The following is a 15,000-nucleotide window of genomic DNA, read 5'->3' on the forward strand; positions in this document are numbered from 1 at the left end:
TCTATCAACCTCGGAGGGCCCCTGATGCCTCTTACCGATATGACCGGATGCGAGATGGTGGGCGATGAACGCTGACGGCGGTGCGGCCAGCCAGCCCTGGCCCGTCGAGCCGATGGACTTTCCCCAGTTCTGCGTGCTGACACGGCCCCGGATCTGCGCGGTCCTGCGATCGATGAGCGGAGGCGGAGACCAGTACGTCGAGGACGTCGTCCAGGAAGCACTGATGATCGCGCGGCATCGGTGGGAGGACGTCGCTCTCTACGAACGACCGGACGCGTGGGTCATCAAGGTCGCGCTGAGGCTGATGCGCCGCTGGCAGCGCGTCGAGAGCCGGTACTGCGATGCAGGGGAGCTCGACGAGCCCGCCGACGACACGGCACGCCTCGCCTTCGATCGCGTCGAACGAACCACGGACCTGGCTGCCGTGATCGCCGCGTTGCCACCGCGCCAACGCGACGTCGTCAACCTGCACTACCGGCTCGATCTGTCCGTGGCCCAGATCGCGGAGGTGCTGGACATGCGCCCGGGAACCGTGAAGAGCCACTTGGCCCACGGCCGCAGCACGATCGCGACTCGATGGGCTGCGAACGAGAGGGGCGACCGATGAGCGAGAACTTCGACGATTCCGTGCGCACAGCAATGCGGCAGCTCGACGAGCCGGCCGACCTGCAAGCGGCCTACGAGCACTACCGGGAGCTGGAACGCGCCTACGCGCAGCGCCTGTCCTCGGACAAGGACGCGGTCGCGATGGACGCGGTGTGGCGAGCGATCACATCCTGGTTCCGCGCGGAGGAGGCCGACCGGACCGGCGACCACGAGCGGGCCGCCGCGCTTTTCGCCGACGCGGAGCGCCACGGCCTTCCCGACGCGACCGGCCGGAGGGTGCTGGCGGACAGCGACAGCTCTGCTCGCTGGTACCGGGCTGATCTGGAACTCGCGGCCGCAGCGGCGAGTAGAGGCGACCGAGCAGCAGTGCAGGAGGTGCTTCGGCAGATCCGCCCTCTCGTGAGCCGGTACTGCCGAGCACGCCTCGGACCGGATCGCAGCAACGCGATAGCCGTGGAGGAACTCGTCCAGAAGGTCTGCCTGGCCGTACTCACCAAGCTGCCCACCCACCGGCCGGGGACCGCGCCGTTCACGGCGTTCGTGTACGGAGTCGCCTCGCACGCGATCGTCGAGCGGTTCGCCGCGAGGTCGAGGGTGACCCTCTCCGTCCAGACGCCGCGCTCCAAGGGTCAAACGCCTCCCGACACGATCGATACGGAAGCGCTCTTGGCCGATCTACGAGCTCTGCCGGCTGCGCAGCAGGACGTCATCGTGATGCGGATCTTTCTCGGCCTGTCCGCCGAGGAGACGGCTCGCCGGCTGGGCAGCACACCGGGCGCAGTCCGCGTCGCACAGCACCGGGCGCTGGCCCGGCTGCGAGCCCGTGCGCGCTCGGAAGATCGGTGAGCAGCGCCGTCCGGAATGCGGGCGGCCCTTGCGGATAGCGTGATCGGGTGCTCGCGGATGGGTCACACGTCTTCGTCGTCCCCGGCGACATCACTCACCTCGCCGCAGACGCCTGGCTGCTCCCCACCGACCGGACGCTGCACATCACGGAGGGCTGGTACGGAGCGGTCCCTCACCTGCGCGAGTCTGTCGCGGGCCTCGGTGAGGCCGCCTCGGAGTTCCGGGCCGAGCGGGTCAAAGCGCTCGTGCTCCCCGGTTGGCCGGAGCGGGAGCCTCAGCCCGTCCTCGTCCCGGTTCCCTTCGTGGGGATCCGCGACGCCGAGCAGGTCGTCGAGCCGCTGACCGCAGCACTGCGCGCCGCGGCCGACCCCGCCCGGACGCGGGCCAAGAGCCGTCCGCGCAGTCAGCAGCGGCACCTCCCGCTCGTCGCGATGCCGATGTTCGGCTCGGCGGGCGGCGGCGGGGATTGGCTCCGCGGGGAGCTGCTGCGGCGCATTCTCGAGGTCGCGAGCGCGGTCGGCCGCGAGCAGGGCCTCGACGTCGTACTCGTGCTCCGCGACGCGCCCGACCTCGCGCGGGCCCACGACATCCGCCGTGCGGACCCGCAGACCTGGGCGGTGCTCGGTGAGGCCTTGGTGCGGCAGGCGCAGGACCTCGCCGACAAGGCGAGCGCCGGGCAGCTCGTGCCGTTCATCGGCGCGGGCGTCTCGGTGTCGGCAGGCCTTCCGACCTGGACTGATCTCCTGGCGAGGTTGCTCGACGACAGCGGCCTGCCGCTCGCGGAGCACGACGGGTTCTCGAAGCTCGACGCGCTCGACCAGGCACATGTCCTGCGCCGGCTCCTCACCGAGCAGGGCGCCTCGTTCAACGAGGCTGTCGCTCGGCACGTCCAGGCTCCGCGCTACGGCCTCGCCCCCGCACAGTTGGCAGCGTTGCCGACCCGCGAGGCCGTCACGCTCAACTACGACACGCTCTACGAGAAAGCCTCTCAGGACATGGGGCAGCATCTCGCCGTCCTCCCCGAGGAGGCGGTGCAACCGGACGGGCGGTGGCTCCTCAAGTTGCACGGCACGGTCACGCGCCCGGACACGATCGTGCTGACCCGCGAGGACTACCTCGGCTACGGCCGTGGCCGGGAAGCCCTCTCCGCGCTCGCGAAGGCCATGTTGCTCACCCGGCACCTGCTGTTCGTCGGGTTCGGCCTGGCTGACGACCACTTCCACGAGCTCATGCACGATGTCCGTGAGGTGCTACCCACGTCCGTCCGCGGGGAGGGGAAGCTCGGCACCGCACTGCTGATGGAGCCCGACGCGTTGCGTACCCGGCTGTGGGGCGCCGATCTCGATCTTGTCCCGATGGGCGGCGCCGATATCCCCGAGCAGGGACGACGGCTGGAGATCTTCCTCGACTGCCTGCTCGCCCACGCCGACCGGGGACTGCACTTCTTCCTCGACGAGCGCTACCGCCACCGTCTCACCGCGCCCGAGCAGCGGCTCCGCGGGCGTTTGCTCGCTCTCACCGCCGAGGCGACCCCGGACGAGCGGGCGACGCCCGCGTGGGCAGAGGTCGCGGCCCTGCTGCGGTCGCTCGGCCATCGCGAGTAGACCGGCCACGATCGACGGGCGCGGCCGGGCCGAGGGCAACACCGCGCGGACCCTCCGCAGCGCGGCCTCGGGTGTCGACCCCGTGATAAGGGCGCCATAGGCCGCGGCGACGATCGGCGTGCGCACCTCGGCGAACACGCAGTGCAGCAGCACCGTCTTGCCCTCGTCCCGCAGGTCGCGGATGACGGAGGCGGTATCGGCGAGCAGACCGGGCAGGTCGAGGTTGGCGTCGTCCCGGTCGGTGATCCAGACCTCGACGTGGTCGGCCGCCGGCACACCGGCCAACGGCACCTGCGTCGAGCCCAGCTTGCAGAGGCTGACGACCGCGTCAGCGACGCCGGGCCGCAACGCACCGACCGCGCCGAGCAGCACTCCCGGATCGTCCGGGTGCGGGACGGTCGCTCGCGGAGAGCCCGCATAGGTCGGGACGGTCGGAGCGCTCGGCCAGCCGTCGCCGTCGGGCCGACCGCGGCGAGCGGCGAGCACGGCGAGACGGGTCAGGTCGCGCGCCCGCAGTCCCGGCCAGCCCTGGAGCTGCCGCCGCCACCGGCCGGGCACCATGCTTCCGCCGTATCGGGCCCCGAGCAGCGCCCCGGCGATCGCGGCGACCGTGTCGGTGTCGCCGCCGCCGCGCACTGCGGCCTGCAGCCCCTCTTCCAGCCCGTCCGCCTGCGCGACCGCCGACCACGCCGCTTGCAGCGCCGCGACCACCCAGCCGTTGTTCGCCGCGTACCGATCCGGCGTGGAGCGCTCTGCCCCGTCGAGCAGGGCCGGCCACTGCGGCCCGACGTACCCGAGCCCGACCCGCACGTCGAGCTCACCCGTGCGCACCGCGTGGTCGATCGCCAGGCACCACAACACGCACGCATCCCCCGCCTGCGGGTCGTGGTGGGTCAGGCCGCTCACCGCTCGGGCCGCCTGCGCAATCGCGTCCGGGTCGCCGAGATGTGCGAGCACGACGGGTCCGGTCCGCATCAACGATCCGTTCCCCGCGGTACGCCCGCTGCGGGCATGCAACTCGGCCGCCCGCGCCCGCATCCGCGCCGCCGCGCCCGCCTCGACCGTGCCGTGCAGCGCTCCGAGGACGGCGCGGGTCTGGTTGCCGACGTCGGCCGGGCCGTCGGCGTACCAGCGCAGAAAGCCTGCGGCGACGCGGTCGAGCGCGGCTTCGTCACGCAGGTCGGCGCCCGTCGCAGCGACCTCGGCGATCACGCACGCCATCTCGGTGTCGTCGCTCCACTGCCCCGGCGCGTAATCGCCGAGCCCGCCGCCCAGCATTCGTGCTTCCTCCCCCGGAGGCGGAAGCGGGCGGCTGCCGTACTCGTAGGGCACGCCGAGGGCGTCGCCCGCGGCGGCACCGACCAGGACACCGACCGCACGGTCCAGGTTCACGTGAGTCATGCCGTCACCAGCTCGTGCCGAGGGTTGATCGCGACGGTCTGCACGGCCCGACCGCGCCAGCCGAGCACCGAGACCCGGGCGTCCGCCGTCGCACCGCGACCGTCCGCGTCCAGCGGGACGCTCCTGATCTGCTGAGCGAACTGTCGCGCCCGTGGGCCGGGAGTCGGGATCGCCGGCCTCCTGACGGCGTCGACCGCCGCGGCGTGCAGCATCCCGTCCCACACCTGGGCGAGCGTCCGCGGCGAGTCGAAGACCTCGAGCAGCACCGGCCATCCGCTGATCCCGATCAGCACCCCACTCTGGAACGGCAGCGGCCGCAGATCCCCCACGAGCGCCGCCGCCGCGTCGTCGACGCTGCGCGTGGTCTCCAAGAGCGACTCGGTGGCGCTCTGCCCGTACCGGCGCACCCGCTCCCACACCTCGTGCTGCCCGACCGCGGCGCGTACCTGGACCGGCGCGCGGCGTCCGGTTCGGACGTGCTCGCCGCCGCCGTTCCAGCGCCCGTGCTCCACGCACCGCACCTCGAGCACGACCGACGCGCCCGGTTCCACCACCACCGACCGTGCCGCGACCCGGTGCTGCCAGCCGCCCTCGAGCAGCTCTCCCTCCAGCACGAGCGCAGGCCGGGCGCCCTCGTTCGTCACGACGAGCTCCCCCACGACCGGCGCCCCGGCCCGCTCCGCCACCTCGACCCACGGAGCGTGGAGGTCGTAACCACGCTTTTCCACCGCCGCCCCGTTGAACACCGGGAACACCGTCAACGCCCCGCGCACCACCGGATTCCCCACGTGCACGTCCGCCAGTTCCATCACACACTCCCTACTTAGCGCGTCAACGCGCTAACTAATAAGAGCACAGATGCGCTAACTTGTCGAGCGTGACGTGGCGCGACCCCTCCGGGCGGACCCTGGCCGACTATCCCCACCCCTCGATCGCCGTGGACGTGGCCCTACTGACGGTCACTCAGGACGGCCGGCTGGCGGTGCTGCTGCACGAGCGCAACGACCACTACGAGACCGGACGCTGGGCGTTGCCGGGGACGTTCGTGCGGATCGACGAGACCCTGCGGGACGCCGCGCTGCGGGCGTTGCGGGAGAAGGTCGGCGAGACGGGGCAGGAGCCGCGGCAGCTGCGCGTGTTCGACGCCGTGGACCGGGACGATCGCGGGCGGGTGATGAGCGTGGCCCACGTCGACCTCGTCCCGCCCGGCAGGCTGGAAGGCGCGACAGGATCGCTCCTGCCCATCGACCCGGAGACCGGGCAGCCAGTCCTTCCGGACCGGCAAGGCGGACTCAGCTTCGACCACGACCAGATCGTCGAAGCCGCCGTCGAGTGGGCACGCGAGACTTACCAGGAACGGCCCGACCCGAGGCATTTGATCGGCGAGGAGTTCACGCTGCTCGAACTGCAGCGCGTACACGAGGCAGTGCTCGGACGACCGTGGCAGAAGGACACGTTCCGGCGACACATGGTGCAGTACCTCGACGAGACCGGCGACCTCAGCCGCGGGACCGTCGGCAAACCGGCGCGACTCTTCCGCCGCCGGGCACAACCGGTCTGAAGCGCACGGAACTCCTCGAAGAGAACCGGAGTTCAGGACGACGGACGCGGTGCGCGCCGGTCCTTACGCTGGGCCAACTCCTCCTCGTCGACGAGGGTGAGCATGGGCTTGCCGGGCGTGCACACCATCGTGACGAGGAATCGGCTCGGGATGTCCGTCCGGTTGTTGCCGTCCTGGTAGTGGATCACGTCGCCTCCCGGCTCCCAGAACGCCTCCCCCGCCCGGACGACACGCTCGGGCTCACCCTCCAGCTCGAACACCATCTCCCCCTCCAGCACGTAGCCGAAGGCCGGTCCGGGGTGCCGGTGCGGCGGGGTGCCCGGGTCGCCGGGTGGGAACTCGATGACAACAGTCATCACCTCGGCACCGTCGGGGATGAACGGCGGCTTCGCCTCCTGCAGGACGGTGAGCGCCGTCTGCCAGGCGGTGGACCTCGGCTCGTTGTTCAGCATCGCAAGTACCTCCAGTTGGGTGACCCTGATGTCCTGCGTTGTCAAGCCGGTCTCGGTTGCCCGACGCATGGAACCGAGCGGGCAGCCCCACTCGTCGGCGCGGAGGCCGCCAGGAGGGCCAGTTCACCTCGACCACCCCATTCCTGAGGTGCCCACAATCGCCCACGTCCCGGTGTGATCGCCAGTGCCCGTGTTGTTCGGACGATCTCCGGGGAGGAGACTTTTTATCCGCTGATCTGCTCGCGAAATGAGCCCTCCTGCCATGGTCATCGCCGGACGAACTTCGGTGACGATCTCGGTGGGCGGGGTTGGATGGGAACGCTTCCGCGCGCCGCCAACCCCGGCCTCGACCGTTGTCGCAAGCCGATCGAAAATGAGCCAGAAATCGGACGGGACCAGCTCAACGTCAGGCAACCAGTGGGGCCGCAGGGATTCGACCCGACGACATGGCGGATCTCGTGCTCGCTTCCCGGTAGCCAGAGATCATCACAGGCGGAGATTCATGGACTTATGGCTCTACGGCCTTCGCCCACTCCTCGTGCCGGACGACCCAGGCCGGCGTCCGGTTGCCCGGATGCGTCAACGGGATCCACTCGATGCGGCGCCCGCCGAGACGCACGCCCTGCGGCTCGCCGTAGCTTCCCCCGCGTGTCAGCCGCAGCCGCTGTGCTCCGGAAAGTGCCGCCAGCACGTCCGCGGCTTCCTGGCCCAGCGTTACGATCCGTGGCGCTCCGCTATCCACGATCTGACGTCGCAACTCGTCGCCCTCTTCGGCGACAGCCCGGCGCACCAGGTCCGTTTCTTGCGGCCTGGATGGCAGCTCGGCAGATGGGAGACCGCTGGCGGCTGCGAACGGCCCGTAGACGGAACGAATCCGGTCACCCTGCGATCGTGGACCGGCCTTCACGAAATAGGTCGGCAGGCAGTCAGTGAAGTGCACCCCCTCAGGCGCCACCCGGAGTGGCTCCAGCACGTGCTTGACAACGTGCCGTCCCGAACTGCCGTTGCCCGCGGCCGCGCCGACCGTTCCCCAGGCGTCGCGCCATCCGACCGCAACCTGCCACTGCGCGATGCGCTCGGCGGCGTCGTTCCCGTCCCAGAAGACGGTCGGCTCGTCGTCGACGGCGAGAGCGCTCACGGAGACGCTGCGATCTGGCAACGTCCAGCGGACGTGCAGGGCGCTCGGATAGACACCCAGCACGACCAGGACGGCGGATCGGTCCACCGGCGCCCGGGGCGGGCGCCGCGTCGCCGGTCGGCCGAAGGGAAATCGGCTCATGGTCCCCCCAAAGTCGGTCACAGGACATCGTTGACCCACGCTTCCCGATCGGACCATCGATCCCGGCCGGCGCACCAACAGCACCACGCCTTTCACTCGATCGGGTCGGACAGGCGCCGACAGCTGATGATCAATACCAGGGCGAAAAGCTTCCGACGATCGCCGAATGATCACCCGGTGCATGATGCGGATCCGCCAGCGCATCAGCCTGTCGCAAGGTCGTCGGCTGGGCCGCACCGTCGCAGGCAACGGCGGTCACGAACAGCTGGAGAGGTAGCCGACTGAAGGAGCCGAGACCTGGCGATTCGACCTCTTACCGTTCGACGAAGGCAAACTCGGCCGTGCAGCAGCGCCCTGGCTGCGCCGGCCGGGCTGACGCTCGAGATCGCTGCCCGCCAACACCCGCCAGCGGTGACGCCCATGCCGAGGACCCCATGAAGGCGATACCCGGCGCTCGGATGATCGCGATCGACCTGTTCGCCGAGTCTGCGGCACCCCACCGCGAGGGCGGTCCCCCAACGCCACCTTGACACGAACCAGCGGGTGGCTGACGTCTACGACGTGGGTGTCGTACTACCCAGCAACGCGCGGCCGAGGACGTTCTCGCCATGGTGCCGGGCACGAACGGGCTCGCCGGGCCGCTCACGCTCGTGTTCGAACACGCCCAGCCCTGGCGCTCCCTCCGACAGCGTTCTGGTCACAGCATTGACGAATCATTGACGGTATCCGCAGCCACACCATATTGCCTCCCAACGAACCGTCGCGGAACGATCAAGTCGTCAGGCTTGCGAGCGTGCGGAGCGTCGCGGAGGGAAGCGTGCACGAACGCCTTGCCGGTGGCCCAGAGCGAGAGATGAACTCAGGGGCCTGCCGGGTTTCGCGTGCGGCAGCGATCAACCGAACACATGCCGAAATCCTCACTTTGCAGCGGCTGGCCGGGAATGCGGCCGTGGTGGCCATGCTCCGGTCTTCGACCGCCAGCGTTCAGCGGGCACCTGCCGAGTCTTTTGCCGGACAATGGAAGGACCTTCCTCCGGTTCCGCCACGGCCTCATCAGCCCCAGTCCAGCTCCGATGGCCTCCGGGACGCCACAACTCGGTTTGCCGACACCAACGTCGGCCCCCTCGACGTGTCGTCCAACCAGGTAGCCACGTACGCCCCTTTCACCATCGGTGCGGATTTCAGAGACCCCGAGGTCAGCACGAGCGCTTCCTTCGCCGGAGGTATTGCAGGCCCCGCTGGTTCGACGGTTGCCAACACAGTTGGGCTCGGACTGGCCGTCAAAGAACTGAGGGAAGCACGGCACGACCTGAAAACATCTCCAGAAGGCAGCGCTGCACGGCGGGACGCACGTCGTCGGCACGGCCAGGCCCAAGGCGACATCATTCAGGACGTTTCCGGTGTCGCCGGTAACGCCGCCCTCACGGCCGGCGGGGCGATCAACCTTGCACACCTGCCCGTCGAGGCGTTCAACACTGCGCTCGCGGCCGGGTTCGCCGCCGGAGCGCCGGCAACGGCGATACAGGTGGGGCGGTACGGCCGCAAGGCAGCCAAGGCACACGCCCGGGCCAAGGAGCTGCAGAAGCTCATGGCGGACGAGAACGAGCAGCCGCAGCGAGCACTGGATGCGGCAGAACAGGAGGTCACTGCTTCGCGGCAGGTGGTCAAAACCCTCGATGAATATCACGCCGACAAAAGCAAAGAGTACGATCACCAGGTCACTATGCTTCTCCACCACCCGGAAGAAGCCGGCGTGCCCCTGGACCAGCCCTGGGACAACGTACTCGCGAGACTGAGGCCGATGCAGCTCGAGCTTCAACGGTTGAATCAAGCGCGGGACGAGGCAGGCGTCGCGCTGCGCGGGGCATTGGCGAGGCGACAGGAACGCAGCGATCTCAAGGCCGCCATGGAAACTGCGCTGAAGGAGGCCTCCGAGGAGGTCAAACAGCATCGTCGGGGTGCGCCCAAGAAGATCTCGCTCCGCATGATCCAGGCATATGCGGTGAAGAAGAACAAGCGCGGTTTGATCAAGAAGATCGTCAACGCGGGGGTTGGGGCGCTCCAGACTGCGGCAGCCGTTGCCAACCTCGTCGTCGCGATCGCTGTCGCTGCTGGTCTGGCGACGGCCGGCGCAAGCGTGCTCGCCGGGACGCCCGTCGGGTGGGCGCTCACCGGACTGGCCGCCGCCGTGGCGATCAGCCTCGTCGGATACAAGTCGTGGAGGTACTTCGCCAAGCGCTGGAACCTGACAGACGAGTTCGACGAGGAGAAGCCCGCCCGCTCCTTCGGTACCCGGATTGTCGAGACCCTCGCGTTCTGGAAGAAGGCCGGGCCGAGTAAGCGGGAGGAGTACGCGTCCGCGCTCTACCGGATGGCCAGGGGCGATGGGGCCGATCAGACGCGCGCGAAAGAGGCGAAGGACACCATTGCAGCTCTCGGGCTCGACTGGGACGGCCTGAACATGCGTGACGACCCCAAGAGCGCCACGAGCTTGATCGCCGCAAAACTCGCTTCGTAAGTCGACACCCCCTGAGGACGACCGGCACAGGTCGGGCCCGCCTTCAGCCGGGAGCCGATCCGTCGGTGCCAGCGGGATTACCGTTCCGATTCCAGGAGCGCGACGTCGTTCCGTCGCTACTAGGCCGGCATCGGCGCCGAGGAGGTACACCATCAGCCGGTGGTTTACGTAGACTGCAGTTGATCATGCACTCGTCACCAAGGCTGCAGCCTTTGTACCCTTCTCACTCCAGGACCGCCTCATGAGCCAATTCTCTTTGGAGCCAGATCGCGCCGCTATGGCCGAAATGGGAGATCTTGTCCTCAATCGGGTCATCGCCCGCACCGAGCAGCTCCCGTCTCGACCCGCAACCAACCCCCTGTCCCCGCAGGCCACGGCCGAACTGGCGGAGTCCTTCCTGGCACCCCCGCCCGCCGTGGGCGGCGACCTGAAGGTACTGCTCGAGCGCCTGGACGAGGCCGTCGACTGCGCCGTGGAGTCGGCCGGGCCCGGCCACCTCGCGTACATCCCGGGCGGCGGCCTGTTCACCGCCGCGCTCGCCGAGTTCTACAACCGCGCCACCAACCGCTACGGCGGCGTCGCCGCGGTGGCTCCGGCACTCGCCGCGCTGGAAGAGAGCGTGATCCGCTGGATCGCCACAGACGTGTGCGGGCTGCCCGCGGGCAGCGGTGGCCTGTTGACCAGCGGCGGGTCCATCGCCACCTTCTCCGCCACGGTCGCCGCGCGCCACGACCGACTCGGTGAGGACATCGCCCCAGGCGCCGTCTACACCAGCGCCTTCGCCCACCACTCCGTCGCCAAGGCCGCTCGCCTCGCCGGCATCCGCGCGGCACACATACGCCTCGTGCCGCACACGCCGGATCTGCGGATGGACCCCGACGCCGCCGCCGCGATGATCCGCGCCGACCGGGAAGCCGGGCTACGGCCGTTCCTGCTGGTGGCCACCGCAGGCACCACCCATGCCGGCACGATCGACCCTCTGCCACAGCTCGCCAACGTGGCCGACCGCGAGAACCTGTGGTTCCACGTCGACGCCGCCTACGGAGGCTTCTTCCGCCTCACCGCACGCGGCAGGGAACGACTTACCGGTGTCGAGCAGGCCGACTCCATCACCCTGGACCCGCACAAGACCCTGTTCCTGCCCTTCGGCACCGGCGCCCTGGTCGTCCGCGACGTCGCCGCGCTGCACGCTGCGCACGAGGGCACCGGCAGCTACCTCCAGGACATCGCCGGAGGCAACGTGCCCGACTCCGGACACCTCGGACCCGAGTTGACCCACGAGATCCGCGGCCTGCGCGCCTGGCTCCCCCTGCACCTGCATGGCACGGACGCCTTCCGCGACGCCCTGGACGAGAAGCTCGACCTGACCGAACACGTCCACACCGCCCTGTCCGGCATCCCGGACCTGGAGGTCCCGCTGAGCCCGGACCTGTCCACCGTGATCTTCCGTATCCGTCCCTCGGGCGGCAGCCGGGCCGCAGTCGAGCGGGCCGACGAGGCGAGCCGGCGCCTGCTGGACCGGATCAACGCCCACCGCCGGTTCGTGCTCTCCACCACGGAGATCGACGGCCGCTACACGCTGCGCGTCTGCATCGTGTCCCACCGCACCCACCTGGGACTCATCACCGACGCGGTGGAGATCATCCGGGCCGAGACCGCCCGCATCGCCGCTGAACAGTAAGCAACGGTCGGGCGTCGCAGGGAAGAGTGTCTCCACAGCCCGAGGGGGCCATCTGCCGCGATCACGCGACGGGTGGCCCCCGGCAGAGCGACGAGCGACACGTCTCGCCGCCCGGATGACGATCAGTCCTCGAGGTTGGGCACCGCGTTGGTGCCGGTGACGTAGGGCGGGTCGTAGATCACCAGGAACTCGAGGTCTGTGGAACCGGTGTTGTCCATGGCGTGCGGAATCCCTCGGGGAATCTTGACCAGAGTGCCGGGATCGAGGTCGAACGTCTCCTTTTCGACTCGCACGGTTCCGGTGCCCGCGACGATGTAGAAGGCGTGGTTGTAGGACTCACGGTGGAGCTTCGACCTCCCGCCAGGTCCCATTCTTGACAACTGAACACTGTAGGCGGAGGTGTAGTCCTTGTCGACCACACTGTCAGTGAACTGAAACCCGATGCCCGGGAACTCCGGCTTCTCGAGCTTGTGCCATTCCATTTCCTGAGGGGAGAGTACATATTTCACCGTGATATCTCCAATCGTGGTGTGTCACCGTCCATGTGACGGAACGACGTGAGCCGACGCCAGCGAGTCGCGGACCTCCTGCCAGGTCGCACCTCTGCTCAGAGCTCGCCGGCAGGTGACGAGCGCGCGGGGCCAGTTGACCGTGAGTACGCCCACACACGCGCCACCCGAATCCCTGAAGAGCACTGCGAATGCAGCAGGCTTCCGTGCGTGCTCGAACGTCGTGTAGCCGAGGTCTGCACCCGTGCGACCCAGAATCTGAATCTTCCAGTCGTACTGATCGCTCCAGACGTACTCCAACGGGTCGTGTTCCCGCGGGCTTTCCGGCTGCGCAATGTTGTGGGCGACGCAGGCCGCCTGCTCGACCGCATTGGTCCAGTGCTCGATTCGCGCCGACGTGCCCCAGCGCGGGCGATACCACCGGGCAACATCCCCGACGGCGTAGACGTGTGGTGCAGCTCGGCCGTGCTGGTCGCACAGAACGCCGTCGTCGACGTTCAGCCCGGAGTCGCGGAGCCAGTCGTCGTTCGGCACCGCTCCGATGCCCACGACAACAGTGGCCGCCTGCAACGTCGACCCATTGCCGAGGCGGAGCACAAGCTCGTCGCCAACCCGATCGACGGCCGACACCTCCACCCCGAAGTGGGTGCGAACGCCATGCTCCTCATGAAGCCAGGCGAACCGCTCCCCGATGGCAGGTGGTAGTGACCGACCCAGCGGGCCGGCCGCGGAGTCGAGCATCGTCACCTCGTCGACGCCGGCGGCGCGTGCAGTGGCGGCAACCTCGCATCCGATGAACCCCGCGCCGACAATGGCGACCGGGCCGCCGCGGCGCAGCTCAGCGCGCAGCGCCGCAGCGTCGTCGAGAGCGCGGAGGGTGTGGACACCGGCCGGACAACCCCACGGCGAAGGCCGGGCCCGCGCTCCCGTCGCGATGACGACGTCGTCGAAGGGCAGCCGGGTTCCGTCCGAGAGCTCGATCTTGCGCGCAGTGACGTCGAGCCGCACGGCGGATCGGCCGAGCATGAGCTGGATGTCGGCCTCGGCGGCCCTCTGGTCGGTGAGGAGTCGGACATCATCCGTGGTGAGCGCGTCGGTCAACAACCCCTTCGACAGAGGCGGCTTGTCGTAGGGCAGGGCGTTCTCCTCGCCCACCAGCACGACGTTCCCGTCATAGCCGGCAGAACGCAGTGCCTGCGCCGTGCGAACCCCGGCGACGGACGTGCCGACGACGACAACCGTCGGTTTCAACTGTCTGTGACTATCAGAGCGCTCATCGGGCAGCGGTGGGCAACTTCATCAATTCTTGCTCGGTCGACTTCCGGGATTTCGGCCTGCAGAAGCACGACGAGACCGTCGTCGTCGATGTCGAACACGTCGTCGGCTCCCGCGACGCAGTTCGCCCAGCCCTGACAACGTCCCCGGTCTGCAGTCACAATTGGCATATCGCTCTCCTCGACTTGTGTGTCGCCGTGCGACTGCCGCACGCCGCCACGCAGACCCCTCGCCTGCGGGCATCTCACGGCGTCTTCGGACAGGCCCTCTACTCGGCCATGGGAATGCGACTGCCCGCCTTCGCAGCAAGTTCCTGATCGTCCACCATCGTGATCATCTCGACGTCGGGCGCACACAGCATGACCACGACGAACCGGCTCGTCCTGGTCGGGAGGAGGTTGGCGGCCGTGTAGTGGATGACGTCGCCACCAGGCTCCCAGAACGCCTCGCCGGCTGTGATGCGATACGGGGCCTGGCCTTCGAGCTCGAACAGGATCTCGCCCTCGAGTATGTACCCGAAGACCGGCCCGGAATGACGATGTGGGCCGATTCCGGGGTCGCCCGGCGGCAACTCGAGAAGCCTGGTCATCACGGTGGATCCTTCGGGTATGGACGCGCCCGTAACGTGCAGTAGATCCTTCTGCGTCATGTTCGATGCAACAACAGGCATACACCTGACGCTAACCCTGCCGAGCCACCGATCCGTGAACCAGTTCGGCGCGATTTTAAGGGACCACTTCTCGGCGGGCCGTGACGGGCACCACTGAAAGGGGATGCCTTGACCGAAGACCACGAAGAACGGTTCGAACAAATTGTATCGACGGCATGCGGTCCGCACAGAGGAGGCAATCGGCCGTAGATCTCCTTGCCAACCTCAAGGGACGCAGACGTGTCGGCGGCGATCTCGGCGTCAGACCGCGTGGCGCCCGCCGCGGCCCGGACGGCGATCGGCGATATGACAACGGCAGGCACCACCGCCGCCAGCGTCGCCGACATGAGCGTGCAGCATCTGCCGGGCTCGCCCAGCGGGAGCAGCCGTTGGCGGGCCACCCCCCTGTCCGGTTCGGTGAACCGCGGCGCCAACGTCAACGACCACGCGTCTCGGTGATCAGCGTCGACTCGCTGACGGTCACCGCCACCATCCCCACCGGCACCTCACCGACCTCGGTCGGCGTGCAGCCCGACGGCACCACCGGATTCGTCACCAACTCGGACGACGGCACCCTCACGGTTCTGCACGTTTCAGGGTGAACATTCGGGCCGCGCGT

14 protein-coding genes and 1 pseudogene are annotated in these 15,000 nt (G+C 68.8%); 7 read left to right on the plus strand and 8 right to left on the minus strand.

The annotated features are described in order from the left end of the window. Positions 1-64: 64 nt before the first annotated feature. From ACQPZQ_RS33985 to ACQPZQ_RS33995, 3 genes and pseudogenes are all read left to right on the plus strand, one after another. Positions 65-607 (plus strand): RNA polymerase sigma factor, encoded by a 543-nt coding sequence (locus ACQPZQ_RS33985; protein ID WP_433287693.1) that lies wholly within the window; start codon positions 65-67, stop codon positions 605-607. Then, positions 604-1,452, plus strand: a complete 849-nt coding sequence (locus ACQPZQ_RS33990) for a sigma-70 family RNA polymerase sigma factor (protein WP_433287694.1) — start codon at positions 604-606, stop codon at positions 1,450-1,452. The genes ACQPZQ_RS33985 and ACQPZQ_RS33990 overlap by 4 nt, the downstream gene beginning before the upstream one ends. Before the next feature lie 995 nt (positions 1,453-2,447). Beyond that, positions 2,448-2,654 (plus strand): annotated as a pseudogene (locus tag ACQPZQ_RS33995) (SIR2 family protein); the annotation flags it as partial. 48 nt (positions 2,655-2,702) lie between these two features. On the opposite strand, the gene ACQPZQ_RS34000 reads toward ACQPZQ_RS33995, so the two are convergent. After that, on the minus strand, positions 2,703-4,457 hold the full coding sequence (locus ACQPZQ_RS34000; protein ID WP_433287696.1) for an ADP-ribosylglycohydrolase family protein: 1,755 nt from the start codon (positions 4,455-4,457) through the stop codon (positions 2,703-2,705). After that, positions 4,454-5,266: an ARPP-1 family domain-containing protein gene (locus ACQPZQ_RS34005; protein WP_433287698.1), complete on the minus strand. Its 813-nt coding sequence runs from the start codon at positions 5,264-5,266 to the stop codon at positions 4,454-4,456. The genes ACQPZQ_RS34000 and ACQPZQ_RS34005 overlap by 4 nt, the downstream gene beginning before the upstream one ends. 68 nt (positions 5,267-5,334) lie before the next feature. Between ACQPZQ_RS34005 and ACQPZQ_RS34010 the strand changes: the two genes are divergently transcribed. Next, entirely contained in the window at positions 5,335-6,018 is a 684-nt protein-coding gene (locus tag ACQPZQ_RS34010; RefSeq protein WP_433287700.1) for an NUDIX hydrolase, read from the plus strand. A 32-nt stretch (positions 6,019-6,050) separates the two neighbouring features. Here ACQPZQ_RS34010 and ACQPZQ_RS34015 read toward each other — a convergent pair whose 3' ends face one another. Beyond that, the gene (locus tag ACQPZQ_RS34015) at positions 6,051-6,515 is read right to left on the minus strand and encodes a cupin domain-containing protein (protein WP_433287702.1); all 465 of its coding nucleotides are present in this window, start codon (positions 6,513-6,515) and stop codon (positions 6,051-6,053) included. Between the two features lie 463 nt (positions 6,516-6,978). After that, positions 6,979-7,608 carry a hypothetical protein gene (locus tag ACQPZQ_RS34020; protein ID WP_433287704.1) on the minus strand — a complete coding sequence of 210 codons (630 nt, stop codon included), beginning with the start codon at positions 7,606-7,608 and terminating at the stop codon, positions 6,979-6,981. Between the two features lie 958 nt (positions 7,609-8,566). Between ACQPZQ_RS34020 and ACQPZQ_RS34025 the strand changes: the two genes are divergently transcribed. Together ACQPZQ_RS34025 and ACQPZQ_RS34030 are read left to right on the plus strand one after the other, a co-directional pair. After that, positions 8,567-10,267 carry a hypothetical protein gene (locus ACQPZQ_RS34025; protein WP_433287706.1) on the plus strand — a complete coding sequence of 567 codons (1,701 nt, stop codon included), beginning with the start codon at positions 8,567-8,569 and terminating at the stop codon, positions 10,265-10,267. A 286-nt stretch (positions 10,268-10,553) separates the two neighbouring features. Continuing rightward, entirely contained in the window at positions 10,554-11,948 is a 1,395-nt protein-coding gene (locus tag ACQPZQ_RS34030; RefSeq protein WP_433287708.1) for a pyridoxal phosphate-dependent decarboxylase family protein, read from the plus strand. Between the two features lie 122 nt (positions 11,949-12,070). Here ACQPZQ_RS34030 and ACQPZQ_RS34035 read toward each other — a convergent pair whose 3' ends face one another. The 4 genes from ACQPZQ_RS34035 to ACQPZQ_RS34050 all read right to left on the minus strand — a co-directional run bounded on the left by ACQPZQ_RS34035 (position 12,071) and on the right by ACQPZQ_RS34050 (position 14,321). Continuing rightward, the gene (locus ACQPZQ_RS34035) at positions 12,071-12,430 is read right to left on the minus strand and encodes a cupin domain-containing protein (protein ID WP_433287710.1); all 360 of its coding nucleotides are present in this window, start codon (positions 12,428-12,430) and stop codon (positions 12,071-12,073) included. Between the two features lie 51 nt (positions 12,431-12,481). Next, on the minus strand, positions 12,482-13,708 hold the full coding sequence (locus ACQPZQ_RS34040; protein WP_433287712.1) for an NAD(P)/FAD-dependent oxidoreductase: 1,227 nt from the start codon (positions 13,706-13,708) through the stop codon (positions 12,482-12,484). After that, complete coding sequence (locus ACQPZQ_RS34045; protein WP_433299491.1) at positions 13,705-13,902, minus strand: ferredoxin; 198 nt, start codon at positions 13,900-13,902, stop codon at positions 13,705-13,707. Before ACQPZQ_RS34045 ends, ACQPZQ_RS34040 begins: the two co-directional genes overlap by 4 nt. Before the next feature lie 98 nt (positions 13,903-14,000). Then, complete coding sequence (locus ACQPZQ_RS34050) at positions 14,001-14,321, minus strand: cupin domain-containing protein (RefSeq protein WP_433287714.1); 321 nt, start codon at positions 14,319-14,321, stop codon at positions 14,001-14,003. Between the two features lie 515 nt (positions 14,322-14,836). On the opposite strand from ACQPZQ_RS34050, the gene ACQPZQ_RS34055 reads away from it, so the two are divergent. Further along, positions 14,837-14,983, plus strand: coding sequence for a hypothetical protein (locus ACQPZQ_RS34055; RefSeq protein ID WP_433287716.1), 147 nt, complete (start codon positions 14,837-14,839; stop codon positions 14,981-14,983). Positions 14,984-15,000 lie beyond the last annotated feature (17 nt).

Source organism: Pseudonocardia sp. CA-142604 (assembly GCF_050948475.1).
Taxonomy (GTDB): Bacteria; Actinomycetota; Actinomycetes; order Mycobacteriales; family Pseudonocardiaceae; genus Pseudonocardia; species Pseudonocardia alaniniphila.